Origin of the sequence: Pseudarthrobacter quantipunctorum (assembly GCF_045291495.1) — a bacterium.
Taxonomy (GTDB): domain Bacteria; phylum Actinomycetota; class Actinomycetes; order Actinomycetales; family Micrococcaceae; genus Arthrobacter; species Arthrobacter quantipunctorum.
This window is the reverse complement of sequence record NZ_CP148033.1, coordinates 3,255,323-3,269,527: the sequence shown is the minus strand read 5'-3', so window position 1 is coordinate 3,269,527 and position 14,205 is coordinate 3,255,323. Positions and strand designations below refer to the sequence as shown.

Annotated in this window: 13 protein-coding genes and 2 riboswitches; of the genes, 12 read left to right on the top strand and 1 reads right to left on the bottom strand. The window is 65.3% G+C overall.

What is annotated here, in order from left to right; all coding sequences use genetic code 11:
* Window positions 1-31: 31 nt before the first annotated feature.
* Together WHH00_RS14820 and WHH00_RS14815 are read left to right on the top strand one after the other, a co-directional pair.
* A complete protein-coding gene (locus WHH00_RS14820; RefSeq protein ID WP_066273868.1) occupies window positions 32-415 on the top strand; it encodes a cold-shock protein in 384 nt (127 codons plus the stop codon).
* Between the two features lie 6 nt (window positions 416-421).
* Entirely contained in the window at window positions 422-1,147 is a 726-nt protein-coding gene (locus tag WHH00_RS14815; protein WP_406633938.1) for a DUF3027 domain-containing protein, read from the top strand.
* 169 nt (window positions 1,148-1,316) lie between these two features.
* Here WHH00_RS14815 and serC read toward each other — a convergent pair whose 3' ends face one another.
* The gene (serC, locus tag WHH00_RS14810) at window positions 1,317-2,447 is read right to left on the bottom strand and encodes a phosphoserine transaminase (protein WP_406633936.1); all 1,131 of its coding nucleotides are present in this window, start codon (window positions 2,445-2,447) and stop codon (window positions 1,317-1,319) included.
* Window positions 2,448-2,748: 301 nt separating this feature from the next.
* Here serC and WHH00_RS14805 point away from each other — a divergent pair, with 301 nt between their 5' ends.
* The 10 genes from WHH00_RS14805 to WHH00_RS14760 all read left to right on the top strand — a co-directional run bounded on the left by WHH00_RS14805 (window position 2,749) and on the right by WHH00_RS14760 (window position 13,968).
* The gene (locus WHH00_RS14805) at window positions 2,749-3,444 is read left to right on the top strand and encodes a metal-dependent transcriptional regulator (RefSeq protein ID WP_350004863.1); all 696 of its coding nucleotides are present in this window, start codon (window positions 2,749-2,751) and stop codon (window positions 3,442-3,444) included.
* A gap of 106 nt (window positions 3,445-3,550) precedes the next feature.
* Window positions 3,551-3,792, top strand: a riboswitch (cyclic di-AMP (ydaO/yuaA leader).
* A 10-nt stretch (window positions 3,793-3,802) separates the two neighbouring features.
* A complete protein-coding gene (locus WHH00_RS14800) occupies window positions 3,803-4,627 on the top strand; it encodes a M23 family metallopeptidase (RefSeq protein ID WP_406638628.1) in 825 nt (274 codons plus the stop codon).
* A 136-nt stretch (window positions 4,628-4,763) separates the two neighbouring features.
* Window positions 4,764-4,937: riboswitch (cyclic di-AMP (ydaO/yuaA leader) on the top strand.
* A 70-nt stretch (window positions 4,938-5,007) separates the two neighbouring features.
* Window positions 5,008-5,703, top strand: coding sequence for a C40 family peptidase (locus WHH00_RS14795; RefSeq protein WP_406633934.1), 696 nt, complete (start codon window positions 5,008-5,010; stop codon window positions 5,701-5,703).
* Between the two features lie 158 nt (window positions 5,704-5,861).
* Window positions 5,862-6,644: an NlpC/P60 family protein gene (locus tag WHH00_RS14790; protein WP_406633932.1), complete on the top strand. Its 783-nt coding sequence runs from the start codon at window positions 5,862-5,864 to the stop codon at window positions 6,642-6,644.
* A 281-nt stretch (window positions 6,645-6,925) separates the two neighbouring features.
* Window positions 6,926-7,426 (top strand): HNH endonuclease, encoded by a 501-nt coding sequence (locus tag WHH00_RS14785; protein WP_066273874.1) that lies wholly within the window; start codon window positions 6,926-6,928, stop codon window positions 7,424-7,426.
* A 47-nt stretch (window positions 7,427-7,473) separates the two neighbouring features.
* The gene (locus WHH00_RS14780; protein WP_406633930.1) at window positions 7,474-8,139 is read left to right on the top strand and encodes a molybdenum cofactor guanylyltransferase; all 666 of its coding nucleotides are present in this window, start codon (window positions 7,474-7,476) and stop codon (window positions 8,137-8,139) included.
* A complete protein-coding gene (locus WHH00_RS14775; protein ID WP_231457541.1) occupies window positions 8,136-8,429 on the top strand; it encodes a DUF6457 domain-containing protein in 294 nt (97 codons plus the stop codon). Before WHH00_RS14780 ends, WHH00_RS14775 begins: the two co-directional genes overlap by 4 nt.
* Window positions 8,426-9,802 carry a molybdopterin molybdotransferase MoeA gene (locus tag WHH00_RS14770; protein WP_406633928.1) on the top strand — a complete coding sequence of 459 codons (1,377 nt, stop codon included), beginning with the start codon at window positions 8,426-8,428 and terminating at the stop codon, window positions 9,800-9,802. Before WHH00_RS14775 ends, WHH00_RS14770 begins: the two co-directional genes overlap by 4 nt.
* Before the next feature lie 81 nt (window positions 9,803-9,883).
* Entirely contained in the window at window positions 9,884-10,759 is an 876-nt protein-coding gene (gene fdhD, locus WHH00_RS14765; protein WP_406633926.1) for a formate dehydrogenase accessory sulfurtransferase FdhD, read from the top strand.
* Between the two features lie 176 nt (window positions 10,760-10,935).
* On the top strand, window positions 10,936-13,968 hold the full coding sequence (locus tag WHH00_RS14760) for an alpha-mannosidase (RefSeq protein ID WP_406633924.1): 3,033 nt from the start codon (window positions 10,936-10,938) through the stop codon (window positions 13,966-13,968).
* Window positions 13,969-14,205: the final 237 nt, after the last annotated feature.

Here is a 14,205-nt window from a genome sequence, read left to right as displayed (position 1 = left end):
CAGAAGACGCAGAACGAAGAAGGTTGATTACGTGCCTACCGGCAAGGTCAAGTGGTATGACAAGGACAAGGGCTTTGGTTTCCTCGCGGGCGAGGACGGCCAGGAGGTATTCCTGCCCAAATCGTCGCTGCCCGAGGGCGTAACTGAGCTTAAGGCCGGCACCCGGGTTGAATTCGGTGTGGCTGACGGCCGGAAGGGCGCCCAGGCCCTGGGCCTGCGCGTACTGGACAAGACACCCTCCATTGCCAAGGCAAAGCGGCCCAGTGCAAAGGACCTCGCTCCTCTTGTGCAGGATCTTGTGACGGTCCTGGACAACCTGTCCGGAACCCTCTCCGCTGGAAAATACCCGGAAGGCAACAAGGGCAAGGCCATCGCCGCTGCCCTGCGTAAGGTTGCCGACGAGCTGGACGTTTAGGCACTGATGAACCCGGAAGCTGAACAGCCGGTCCCAGCTGTGCCGGAACAGGACGGCACGACGACGGCTGGCCCAGCCGCTGCCGGCCCGGCCGTTGCAGGGGCCAAGGCTGCGTCCAAGCGCCGCGCGGGCGTCCCCGTATGGCGGACAGGGAAACCGGATGCCTTCCTCGCCGCTGCCGTGGACACGGCGCGTGCCGCTGTGGAGGAAATCACGGCTGCGCCCACTATTGGCCGCCACCTGGCTGCCAAAAGCGAGGGCGACCGCCTGGTGACGCACCTGTTTGAATCCAGGCTGCCTGGCTACCTGGGCTGGCAGTGGTATGCGGTACTTACCCGCAACTCCCGCTCCAAGGTGGTCACTGTCAGCGAGCTCGGCCTGCTGCCGTCGGAAGATGCGATCCTTGCCCCGGAATGGGTGCCGTGGGCTGAACGCGTCCGGCCCGAGGACGAGCAGGAGCAGGACCAGGAGCAGGACCAGATACGGGTAGGGAAACCGGAAACTGGCGGGCAGGAAGCCAATCCTGCAGACGGCGAAACCCCTGCCGACGCCCAGGGGGCCGGGAGCCTGGACGCGGCCGCCACGGAGCCTGCCGCAAGCTGGCCAGCCGTCGAGCCCGCTGATGCCGTAGCCGCTGCCCCTGGTGCGCCCGACCAGTTCGCAGAAGCTCAGTTCGCAGAAGCCCAGCCCGCAGAAGCCCAGCCCGCGGAAGACCGCGCCGCCAAGCCTTAGGCAGGCCGCGCCCCAGGACGCAGTCCTTACGACATGCACAAAGGCGCCGCCCGGAACTGATCCCGGGCGGCGCCGTCGTACATTAATGCGCCGTCGTACAACAATGCTCTGTTCAATTCGGTAATGCCCGGCAGTTCGGTGGGCCCGCGGCCGAACTGCCGGCGGACCGCTACTTGCGCATTTCGCCCACCACGAAGTCGATGCTGGCCAGCAGCGCAGAAACGTCGTCGGGTTCGATGGCCACGAAAGTGGCGATGCGCAGCTGGTTGCGGCCGAGCTTGCGGTAGGGTTCGGTGTCCACGACGCCGTTGGCCCGCAGGACCTTTGCCACCAAGGCTGCGTCCACTGACTCGTCAAAGTCGATGGTGGCGATGACGTTGGAGCGTTCGTCCGGGTTGCTGACGAACGGGGTGGCGAATTCGGAAGCTTCTGCCCAGCTGTAGATGCGGCCTGCGGAGTCAGCAGTGCGCGCGGAGGCGAAGTCCAGGCCGCCGTTGGCGTTCAGCCACTGCACCTGTGCGTCCAGGGTCACCAGGGTGGACAGGGACGGCGTGTTGTAGGTCTGGTTCAGCCGTGAGTTGTCGATTGCGGTCTGCAGGTCGAGGAAGTCGGGGATCCAGCGGTTGGTGGACTTGATGCGCGCCGCGCGGTCCAGGGCGGCGGGGGAGAACAGGCCAAGCCAGAGTCCGCCGTCGGAGGCAAAGTTCTTCTGCGGGGCGAAATAGTAGACGTCGCTCTCCGCCACGTCCACGTCCAGGCCGCCGGCGGCTGACGTCGCGTCAACCAGCACCAGCGCGCCCTCGTCTGCGCCAGCTACGCGCTTGACGGGGGCGGAGACGCCCGTGGAGGTCTCGTTCTGCGGCCAGGCGTAGGCATCGACGCCCGCTTCAGCCTGGGCGACCGGGCGGGTACCTGGTTCTGACTTGATGATGGATGAGGCATCCAGGAAGGGCGCCTTGTTGGTGGCGGCAGCGAATTTGGACCCGAACTCACCGAACGAGAGGTGCTGGGCCTTCTGCTCCACCAGGCCGAAGCTGGCAATGTCCCAGAACGCAGTGGAACCGCCGACGCCGAGGACTACTTCATAGCCCTCGGGTGCCCGGAAGAACTGGCTGAGGCCCTCGCGTACGGACCCCACCAGGTTTTTCACCGGTGCCTGCCGGTGCGAGGTTCCGAGGATGGTTTTCGACGCAGCGGAAAGCGCATCGATCTGCTCCTGCCGGACCTTTGACGGCCCGGCGCCGAACCGTCCGTCCTTGGGCAGGAGGTCGGCGGGAATAGTGATGCTGTTTTCGCTCACAGGTGCTCCAATTTCGGCGTGGACGCGGTTGGGGTCCGGACGGGTGGTTGCTTGGCGGACAGTCGGCTGTGACTGCAACTTTCGGCCCTCCTCATTCTGCCTGAACAGGCGTTGGGGCGGGAACCGGCACCGTCATAGTCCAGAAATTGAGACAGGGCCCAGACACTGGGACAGGCCTCCTGTGACGGCCGTGAACTATTCGGACAAAGTCAAAATAGGCTAAGCTTTCCAACGGACTACGTCGCGCGGACGGCGATACGGTGGGACAACGCAAGGTACTGCGCTCGAGGAGCTGAGCTGGATGACGGATCTGATCGACACTACGGAGATGTACCTTCGGACCATCTTGGAGCTTGAGGAAGAGAACATTGTTGCCCTCCGCGCCCGGATCGCCGAACGCCTTCGCCACTCAGGACCTACGGTCTCCCAGACCATCGGCAGGATGGAGCGGGATGGCCTGGTGGTTGTCTCCGGCGACCGGCACCTGGAGCTGACGGAAACCGGCCGGAAACGCGCTACCGAAGTGATGCGCAAGCACCGGCTCGCGGAGCGGCTGCTGGCAGACGTTATCGGGCTGGACTGGGCTTACGTCCATGACGAAGCCTGCCGATGGGAGCACGTTATGAGCGAACGCGTGGAGCGGCGCATCTACGAACTGCTTGACCACCCGACGGAGTCCCCGTACGGAAACCCCATCCCGGGCCTGGCCGCCCTCGGGGGCCAGGCATCCGCAGGCTTCGCTGACGGGGCCATCAGCCTGCTTGAAGCAATGAAGTCCTATGGCCCGGCGTCGGAAGTGACCGTCAGCCGGCTGGCTGAGCCGATCCAGGTGGAGCCCGAGCTGCTGGTCCAGCTGGACGAGGGCGGAATCCGTCCGGGAGCCGCAGTCTCGCTGGAGCGGGTGGGGGACTACATTTCAGTCCGGGTGCCCGGCATCGAAGGTGCGCTGGAGCTGCCGCCGGAGGTGGCGGCCCACGTGTTCGTCGCCATCCGTTAATTCTGGCGCTGTACCCGCCGGGAGTGGATTGGCCAAAGATAACGGAATTGTTACTTTGGGACTTCTGGCCCTATAGTTAAACCCAAGCGTAGATACTAAAGCGTTACCTGATCCGGAGCCGAGCTCTGCCAGCGGATCAGGTGCACGAGTCATTACTGGCAGAGGCGGGGGAACCACAACTGGCAGACGGGGGACTGCCTTGGGGTGAAGTCCGTCAGCAGCAAGCCTCTTCCAGCGAAGGATCCTTCCGGGGATATCTCTGTGCCGAGCTTGCTTAGGCGGACCGGGTCTTTGAACTCTCTGACCCGAATCCGACAGCTAACTTCGCAGGCTTTCCAGAGAGGAACCCTTCTTGTCCATAGAGACCCCCAAGGGGCGCCGCCGCGCGGCGTCTCCCGTTTCAACGCCGCGCGTTGTCGAGGTCGTCACCACGGAACGCCCCCGCGATCCGCACCGTGATGCGCGCCGCCGTCGAGGACCCTTCCGGCAGATCACCGAATTCGCCGCCGCCAGCGGGATCGGCCAGAAGGCGGGAATCGCACTTGCCGCCACCGGCCTGGTGTTGACCGTCACCGTTCCGGCAACAAGCCCCGTCATGGCAACCGACAACGCAAGCGGCGTTACTCCGGTGGCAGCGTCAGCAGTTACCCCGCAGCCGCAGGTATCCGCCGAGGCCGGCGCCCAGATCGACTTCAGCCGCTCTGCCGTGGTGACCCAAGCGGACCCTGATGGCAAGCTGAAGCAGTTGCTCAGCGCCCAGTCCGCAGGTTCGGTGTCCCGTGCAGCCTCGGCCGGAAGCCTCGGGGCCCCGCTGGCCGCGCTCTCCACAGCCTCCCCGTTCGGTTACCGGGTCAGCCCCATCACCGGCGGCGCCGGTGACTTCCACCGCGGCCAGGACTACGTGGCCCAGTGCGGCACCTCGGTCCTGGCGGCTGCCACCGGCACCGTGACGTTCGTGGGCTGGCACCAGTACGGCGGTGGAAACCGCGTTGTCGTGGACCACGGCAACGGCCTGGAAACCACGTACAACCACCTCTCGTCCTTCAGCGTCACCGAGGGCCAGACGGTCTCCCGGGGCGATGTCCTGGCCCTCAGCGGAACCACGGGCGCTTCCACCGGCTGCCACCTCCACTTCGAGGTCCAGGTCAACGGTGAAGTCGTCGATCCCACGGGCTGGCTCTAGTCAAATGATGGTTTGCTATCGAATCATCGTGACCCGCCGTGACCTGAATGTGACATTCAACGAAAACTGCTGTACCGTCTAACTCGCGTCAACTTTTCCGAAGTTGACGCTCTTGTGCGGATTGCCTAGCTCTGCCACCGCTCAAGGTCCGTTCGCATTTCATCGTCTGGCAGGGGCGGGGGAACCAATTTTGGTCTTTGCTTAAGCGAAGGCCTTGGGGTTAAGTCGCAAAGCTTCCTTGGAAGACGCGCGGCCGGGTGACTCCCATCCGAATCCGACAGCTCACCTCGCAGGCATTGGGAGAGGCTACCTTCGTGTCTTCACGCCATCATTCTGCGCGCCACCGTGCGCAAACGGTTCGTACCAACCCCTTGGACACCGTGTCCAAGGCTGTTAGTGCCAATGCCGGGACAGTAGGTCGCCAGGCTGCGGTTATCGCAGCTGCTTCCGGTCTCATCCTCAGCATGGGCCTGCCTGCCAACGCCGCGGACACCACCGCCGGCGTTTCCGCTTCCACCGAGTCCGGGTCGGCCCAGTCCGCCCTGGCAGTGACTGCAGCACCCACCGCCACCGTCTCCTTCGAGCGCCCCGTGGTGAAGACCACCGCCGCACCGAAGCCGGCCCCGGTGCGGGCGCAGTCCACCGATTCCGAGGACCGCGCTGCCGCCGCTACCCGGACGGCCTCCACCGCAACGGCTCCCGAAGCTGCAGCGGAGAAGCTGGCCGAGACGGTTTCCTCGGCCTCCACCTCCGGCATTGCCGCACTCGCATACACCGGCATCGGCCGTCCCTACGTCTGGGGAGGCACCACTCCCAACGGCTGGGATTGCTCCGGATTCACCCAGTGGGTCTACGCCCAGGCCGGCATCAGCATCCCGCGCGTCAACGCCTGGACGGCAATGACGCCCACCTCCACTCCGCAGCCGGGCGACCTGGTCATGCAGAACGGTGGCGCGCACGTGGGCATCTACGTGGGCAACGGCATGATGATTAGCGCGCTCAACCCCTCCCAGGGCACGCTCCTCCACTCGGTAGCCGCCACCGGAAGCTCCGCCTTCTTCACGATCAACAAATAGTTCTTGGGCCTTCGGGCCCAAGAGCTATTTCTTTGCTCCATCACGCTTTCCACACACACCACATCCCCGTTCGGGGCCTGCCGGCGTACCCCCAAGATGCCGGCACGCCCAGACCCTTGGTGCCCACAACGGCCTGAGGAAAACGAAAGAGAGAACTGATGACTACTCGTGCCACCGCACGGCATCGCGCCGAAGTCACCAAGACCAACTCAATCGCTGTTATTGCCAAGGCTGTTGGCGGCAACGCCGGTGGCATGGGCCGCCAGGCAGCGGTTATCGCCGCCGCTTCCGGCCTGGTGCTGACCAGCGGCATCGCTGCAAACGCAGCTGACTCCAGCGTCCAGCGCGACTCCGCCCCCGCGTCCACCCTGGAAGTAGAGTCCTCCGTCGAGGCGCCGATCTCCGCTGCCTCCACCATCGCCATCACCTTCGAAAAGCCGGCCGTCACCACCACGCCCGCGCCTGTTGTCGTTGTCGAAGAAGAGCCCGCTCCTGTTGAGGTCGAGGAAGCCGAGCCGGCTCCCGCCGTCGCCCAGCCTGCTGCGGCCCCTAAGGTCACCGCCAAGGTAACCACCGCCTCCGCACCCGCTGCAGCTCCTGCTGCTTCGGCCAGCGGCAAGGGCGCAGCCATCCTCTCGGCAGCGTACGCCCAGCTGGGTGTCACCCAGGACTGCACCATGCTGGTCACCAACTCCCTGGCAGCAGTGGGCATCAACTTCCACGACTGGCCCGCAGGCTACCTCTCCCTGGGCCGCACCGTAAGCGCCGCCGAAGCGCAGCCGGGCGACCTTATCTACTACGCAGACGGTGGCGCAGGCATGGCCCACATCGCTGTCTACGCCGGCAACGGCCAGGCTGTCCACGGTGGATACAACGGAAACCAGACTGTCGTCTTCAGCGCCAACGTTGGCTCCGGCCCCGTTTTCATCCGTGTGAACTAATAACGCTCCGCGTCAGGCTGTCCCACAGGGACGGCACAAGAACCCCTGCCTTTGCGGCAGGGGTTCTTGCTTTTAAGCGCCGGATGGGTGAGCGCCAGCCAGGCGCAGGCCGCACCCGCCCGATCAGCGCCCGCCGGCCCGACACGGCAGTTTTGGGAAACGGCGATTAGCTGATAGTGGGCTTCTATGTTTACTCTTGTGGTGTCGATCCATAGCCCGGACATGCCGAGGGCAGCCGGCCCTCGTGCCCCTGACGGGTGCGGCCGTGAAGAGGTACGTGCATGCGCACTCTCGTTCTGAATGCTGGATATGAACCGCTGGCGGTCATCACGTTCCGCCGGGCGCTGGTGCTTGTGCTCACGGGCAAAGCCAGTGTGGTTGCCGAAGGTGACGATCCCGTGGTGGGGCCCCAGGAGATATTGGGCCGCCCGTCCGTTATCCTCCTGAACCGCTATATCCGCCCCAGGTACAACCAGGCCACCGCTGTCAGCCGCCGCGGCGTGCTGAGGCGCGATGGCCACCGGTGCGCCTACTGCGGAAAAGCGGCCCACACCATCGACCATGTCCAGCCCAAGTCCCGCGGTGGTGCCGATTCCTGGGAGAACCTGGTGGCGGCTTGCCTGCGTTGCAACAACGTCAAGGGCGACCATACTCCTGCTGAGATGGGGTGGAAGCTGAGGTTCGTCCCGGAACCCCCGCACGGAACCATCTGGCAGATCAAGGAACTCGAAAAGCCCACCCCTGCCTGGGACCCGTTCCTGCTGCCCGAGCGCGCAGCCTGACCCAGCCTGCGCCAGGCCTTCCTGATCCATACAGTTAGGCTGGGGGAGTGGAAGAGAACCGGTTGCCTTTCGATGCCGTGATCCTGGCCGGCGGACGGTCGTCCCGGCTGGGCGGAGTGCCCAAGCAGGACCTCGTCTTCCACCATGCCACCCTCCTGCAGCGCGCGTTGGCCGCGTCCGCGGGCGCTGCCGGCACCGTGGTGGTGGGTCCGCGCCCGGAATTTTCGCTTCCGGGGGTGATCTTGTGCCGTGAAGAGCCGGAGTTCGCGGGTCCGGCGGCTGCTATCTCGGCCGGACTGGAGGCTCTTGCGCGGCACTGCACCAGCGCATCGGAGTACACCCTCGTGCTGGCGTGCGACATGCCGCTTGTCCAGGACGCCGTGGCGGTGCTGAAGGAAGCGCTGGTCCCAGCAAAGGGAGACGGCGTCATGGCCCGCTCTGGTGACGGGACCCTTCAGCCGCTGGCGGGGATCTACCGCACGACTGGGTTAAAAAAAGCAGCGGAGGAGCTGGCTTCACGCGGCACGTTAAACAACGGTTCCGTACGTTCCCTCCTTGCTAGTCTGGAGGTGCAGCCTGTCACCGTCCCCGCAGGTTCCACGGCAGACGTGGATACGTGGGATGATGCCGCCGCACTAGGGATTGCCGCCGGTAACCAGGACAAAAAGCCAGGACCGGCGCAGCCGCAGTTAACTTGGGAGGCACGTTCGTGAAAAGTCAGGATGAAACGCTGGAGGAGTGGTGCAGGTCCCTGCTCCAGGCCTATGAGCTTGAGGACGTCCAGGTGGATGTCAACGCCATCCTTGCTTTGGCGGGCGTGGCCGCACATTCGGTGGTCCGCCCGGCAGCACCGCTGACCACCTTTATTGCCGGCTACGCCGCTGGCCTGGCATCCGGGTCCGGGCAGCCAACGAACGCCGCTTCCATGGAATCCGCGCTCGCCGTGGCCCGTGCCCTGGCCGCCGACTACGATGCTGAAGCCGCCGGGACTCCCGGCGGATGACCAGCGACGCCCAGAAGGAACCAAGCAAATCCGACGCTGACCATCCCCGGCACCTCGACCACACGTGGGACGAGGCCCGCCAAGCCGCCTTTGACGCTGCCCATCCGATTCCCGCCGGGCCGGTCGCGCTGGAGCTGGCGCTCGGACGAAAACTCGACCAGGACATCGTGGCACTGCAGGACATGCCCCATTATGCGTCGTCGGCCATGGACGGCTGGGCGGTGAACGGCACCGGGCCGTGGATCCCGGTTGAACCCGGCACCCCCCTTGCCCCCCACCAGGCCAGTCCTATCGCCACGGGGGGACTCATCCCACCGGGTGGCAAGTCGGTGCTGCGCAGTGAAAGTGCCCGGCTGGACAAGGACGAGGACGGACTGCCCGTCCTGGTAACGGGCGGGACGGCCCGTCCCGGCGAGCCCCGCACCGGCCAGCATGTGCGTAAAGCGGGTGAAGAGGCTTCGGAAGGCGACGTCCTTGTCAAGGCAGGCGTGGTGCTCAACCCCGCGCATCTGGCGCTGGCCGCCCTTGCCGGGTATGACGAACTTGTGGTCCAGGGTAAGCCGATGGTCCGGCTTCTGCTGACCGGTTCCGAGGTGGTTGGCCACGGCGTGCCCGTCCCCGGGCAGGTGCGGGACACCTTCGGCCCCCAACTGCCGGCAGTGGTGGGCATGCTGGGCGGGATCCCCGGCGGGCAGCAAAGGATCGGTGATTCCTATGCTGAATGGCTGGGCGCGCTGGAGGACGTGGTCCCGGAGGTGCCGGGCGCACCGGACCTGCCGGCCGACGTCGTTATTACCACCGGCGGGACGGGAAAATCCGGCACTGACCATCTTCGCAGGGCAGTAGCTGAGCTGGGAGGCCGCCTGATCATCGACGGCGTGGCCATGCGCCCGGGGCATCCTGCGGTCCTGGCCGAACTTCCGGACGGACGCTTCGTGCTCGGATTGCCGGGGAATCCGCTTGCCGCCATGATTGCGCTGTCCACGGTGGGCGCGCCGCTGCTGGCGGCGCTGGGACACGGCGACATGCCGGCGGTACAGGAAGTGCCGTGTGGAATCACCCTTGAGCCGGAGCCCGGGCGCACCCGCCTTATGCCGTTCCGGCTGCTGTACGGCATGGCCTCGCCTGCCCAGCACACGGGCCCGGGCATGATGCGGGGGCTGGCCTTCGCCGACGGCGTTATGGTTGTTCCTCCCCACGGGGTGAAGCTCGGCGAACAGGTGCCGGCCTTTGCCCTGCCCTGGGGGCCGCCCATCCCCGCGCCCCCTGACCCCAACGCGAAGCCGAAGACGCGCAGCGCCGGTCGGACGGGCCGGACAGCTGCCAAACCCGCGGCCACCGGCCCGGTGGACTGGGGCGAGCTCCTTGGCTGACGACGCCCGGGGAACGGCCGCTGCGCTGGCATCACCCCGGGGCGGTTGCGATGATGGAATCATGAACAGGAACGGTGGAAGATGGGACGTGTAACCCAGCGCCGCAAGGTGCACAAGTACGTGCTGGATGGCTCCCCGAACGCCCTCGAGTTCCCGGTCCGGTACCGGGAGGATGTCCTTGCGGTGGAGGAACCGCTGGAAATCCGGCTGGGCAGCATGTCCTACTCCGTGACGATGCGGACCCCTGGCCATGACTTCGACCTGGTGGCCGGGTTCCTGGTGTCCGAAGGCGTCATCTGGGATTCCGGGCAACTGGTCTCGCTGCGATTCTGCGCCGGCGAGGACGAAAACGGCGTGCAGACCTTCAACGTGGTGGAGGCCCAGCTGCGGCCGGATGTCGAGGCTCCGTCCATGGGCCGGCACGTGTACACCTCCAGCTCATGCGGCATCTGCGGCACCGATTCCATCGAGTCCGTCAGTAAGTCCTCGCACTTCACTCCCGCCGCGGATCCCCTGAGCGTTTCCGCGGAGGTGCTCGCCTCGCTTCCGGACATCCTTCGGCAGTCCCAGCGCCTCTTCGACGACACCGGCGGCGTCCATGCGGCCGGCCTCTTCCGCATCGGGGACGACGGCGGCGCGAACCTTCTGTGCCTTCGGGAGGACGTGGGACGGCACAACGCCGTGGACAAGGTGGTGGGGTGGGCCTTACGTGAAGGTTTGCTGCCACTGAGCGGCACGGTCCTCCAGGTCTCGGGCCGGGCATCCTTCGAATTGGTCCAGAAGGCTGCTTTGGCCGGGATACCAGTACTGGCTGCCGTGAGTGCGCCATCCAGCCTTGCGGTTGAACTGGCTGAGGCCAGCGGCCTGACACTTGCTGGCTTCAGCCGGGGAACCAGCCTCAACATCTATGCAGGTGACGGGAGGATACGGCGGCCGGTAGCTGCTGCGCCGGCGTAGGCCTATCCAGCCGCCCTGACAATCCAGCCGCCATGCCAGCCCGGAGCACTCCCGGAGCACTTCGCAAACAGTCCGGGAAACGGTTTCGAAAGGGTTGGTAAAAGGGGTACCAGCAGGTAGATTTATCCATCGAATGGACACCAGGATCCAGTCCCAAACGCTAAAGAGGGCACATATTGCATGACGACCGCCGGATCACGGAAGTGCGCCTGCATAGGTTCGTGCGGGAGCGTATTGCCCCTGCGGTCTACAGCCGGACACTTCCCCTCACGCTGAGCAGCTGGGACGCCCCGGATGAACCCGTCCCGGCGCTGGACGCCATGCGGCAGGAGTTCCAGCCGCAGGAACACGGAGCGTTGTGGGGCAAACCCTGGGGAACCAAGTGGCTCCGCCTCCAGGGGGAGGTCCCCGAATCATGGGGCACGGAACCGGACACCACTGTTGAAGTGCTCGTGGATCTCGGGTTTACGGTCGAAATACCCGGCTTTCAGTGCGAGGGCATCGCGTGGCGCCCGGACGGCACCATTATCAAGGCGGTCTCGCCCCGGAACCAGTACATTCCGCTGAAGCTCCTGGGCGGCGGCATGGCGGTGGACTTCTACGTCGAGGCTGCAGCGAATCCAGACGTCGCCCAGGGCTGGACCTTTGCTGCCACGCCCTACGGCGACAAGTCAACGGCCGGGACAGCACCGCAGTACAGGCTGGGAAGCATTGCCATTGCAGAACTGAACCAGAACGTTTGGGAACTGCAGCAGGACATTTCCACCCTTTCGGGACTCATGGCAATGCTGCCCCTCGAGCTGCCCCGGCGGCACGAGATCCTCCGGGCCCTCGAGCGCATGATGGACATCATGGATCCGGACGATGTTGCCGGAACCGCCGCCGCAGGACGCGAAGCGCTCGCAGAAGTACTTGCCCGCCCGGCCTATGCTTCTGCGCACCAGCTGGTGGCTACCGGCCATGCCCACATAGATTCGGCCTGGCTCTGGCCGGTCCGGGAGACTGTCAGGAAATGCGCAAGGACGTTCTCCAACGTCGTGGCACTGATGGATGAAAACCCGGATTTTGTCTTTTCCTGCTCCTCAGCCCAGCAGTTTGCCTGGATCAAGGAGTTCTACCCCGAACTCTTCGGCCGCATCCGCGAGAAAATCCGTGCCGGCCAGTTCGTTCCCGTGGGCGGGATGTGGGTTGAATCGGACACCAACATGCCCGGCGGCGAGGCAATGGCGCGGCAGTTCGTGGAAGGGAAGGGTTTCTTCCTGGCGGAATTTGGTGTGGATTGTCAGGAGGCCTGGCTGCCGGATTCGTTTGGGTATTCTGCGGCGCTGCCGCAGATCGTCAAGTCTGCAGGCAGCCGGTGGTTCCTGACCCAGAAAATTTCCTGGAACCAGATCAACAGGATGCCGCACCACACTTTCAACTGGGAGGGCATCGACGGGACCCGGCTCTTCACCCACTTCCCGCCTGTGGACACCTACAATTCGGAGTTGAGCGGGCGTGAACTTGCGCACGCGGAGCGGAATTACCGCGACCACGGCCACGGCAGCGTGTCACTGGTGCCGTTCGGCTACGGCGACGGCGGCGGCGGACCAACGCGGGAAATGCTGGCGGCTGCGTCACGCGCCGCGGACCTGGAAGGATCCCCGAAGGTCCGGATCGGCTCCGCGGAAAGCTTCTTCACGCAGGCCGAGGCCGACTACCCGGTCCTGCCCGTGTGGGTGGGCGAGATGTACCTTGAGCTGCACCGTGGAACCTACACCAGCCAGGCCAGGACCAAAAAGGGGAACCGCCGCAGTGAGCACCTGCTGCGGGAAGCCGAATTGTGGTGCGCAACGGCTGCTGTGCGCACCGGCGGCAGCTTCGCCTATCCGGCTGTGGAACTCAAGCGCCTGTGGCGGCTGGTCCTTCTGCAGCAGTTCCACGACATTCTTCCAGGGAGCTCCATCGCCTGGGTCCATCAGGACGCCGAGCGGAACTACCAGGCCGTAAGTAATGCCCTTGAGGCCATCATCGGTGAGGCTGCCACCGCACTTCTGGGCAGCGGCGAGCGGACCTTCCTGCTGAACGCGGCGCCCCATGCCAGGGACGGAGTGCCTGCACTGGCCGCAGGCGAGCCGGCCTCGGCGGATGGCGCGGTCCAGGCCGACGCCTATAACGGGGGCTTCGTCCTGGACAACGGAGTCATCCGCGCTGTCCTGGACGCCGACGGGCTTCTCGCCTCGCTGGTGGACCGCGCCAGCGGACGCGAAGCAATCGCCCCCGGCCAGCGCGGTAACCTGCTTGAACTTCACCGCGATACTCCCAACGAGTGGGACGCCTGGGACATCGACGAGTTCTACCGGCGCAACGTCACGCCGCTGACCCAAGCCGCTTCCGTCCGGCTGGTCCGCGAAGGGGCAGACGCCGTCGTACTCGTGGAGCGGCTTGCCGGGACGTCCACCACTACCCAGCGGATCAGGCTTGGCGCAGGGAGTCCGTCCCTCTCAATCACCACCTCGGTGGACTGGCAGGAACGCGAGAAGCTGTTGAAGCTTGGCTTCGCCCTGGACGTCCGGGCGGACAGGTCCGCTGCGGAGACGCAGTTTGGCCACGTGTTCCGGCCCACCCACACCAACACCTCATGGGAAACGGCGAAGTTCGAGATTTGTGCGCACCGGTGGATCCATGTGGCGGAGCCGGGCTATGGTGTGGCGATTTCCAACTCGTCCACGTACGGCCACGACGTCGCGCGGAACATCAGGGATGACGACGGCGGCACCACCACGACAGTGCGGCTGTCCCTGTTGCGCGCTCCCAAGTTCCCCGATCCGGAAGCCGACCGCGGGGTGCATGAGCTGACCGTCACCATCCGCCCGGGGGCGGACATTGCCGACGCCGTGGAGGAAGGCTACCGAACCAATCTGGTTCCCCGGCTGGTTCACGGCGGTTCGCCGGCGGAACCGCTGTTTTCGGTAACGAACCCCGCCCTGGTGATTGAAGCCGTCAAGCTGGCCGAGGACGGCTCCGGGGACGTGATCGTCCGCCTCTACGAGTCCTTGGGCCAGCGGTCGGCAGGAAAGGTGACCGCGAATTTTTCCGTGCAGGGCGTTACTTCTGTGGATTTGCTGGAGCGTCCGCTCGAGGCGCCGGGCGTGAAAGCCTGCGCTGACGGAGCGGAACTGGGCCTGCGGCCCTTCCAGTTGGTGACCCTGCGGTTCGGCCGCGACTAGGGGTAGCCGCTTCTACAGCTCATGGGACCGTGAATTCTGGCCAGGCATTGCGGGGTGTCTGCGTCAGGAAAGCACGCGCCCAAACCGGCTTTAACCAGGCTGAGTGGGGGCGGTCCCCAACGGCCGCCACCACTCATCCCCCCAATAGGTGTGAAGGCCCCCGGAGCGGCCAACGTTTTGGAATTTATCCCCGTTCGAAAACGACCTTCGCTCCACCTTCACACATTCATGATTGTT

Bases quoted from the DNA above. Each gene is read 5' to 3' on its own strand.
- WHH00_RS14815 (WP_406633938.1), top strand. From the start codon at position 422: ATGAACCCGGAAGCTGAACAGCCGGTCCCAGCTGTGCCGGAACAGGAC.
- WHH00_RS14805 (WP_350004863.1), top strand. From the start codon at position 2,749: ATGACGGATCTGATCGACACTACGGAGATGTACCTTCGGACCATCTTG.
- WHH00_RS14790 (WP_406633932.1), top strand. From the start codon at position 5,862: ATGACTACTCGTGCCACCGCACGGCATCGCGCCGAAGTCACCAAGACC.
- WHH00_RS14785 (WP_066273874.1), top strand. From the start codon at position 6,926: ATGCGCACTCTCGTTCTGAATGCTGGATATGAACCGCTGGCGGTCATC.
- WHH00_RS14770 (WP_406633928.1), top strand. From the start codon at position 8,426: ATGACCAGCGACGCCCAGAAGGAACCAAGCAAATCCGACGCTGACCAT.
- fdhD (WP_406633926.1), top strand. From the start codon at position 9,884: ATGGGACGTGTAACCCAGCGCCGCAAGGTGCACAAGTACGTGCTGGAT.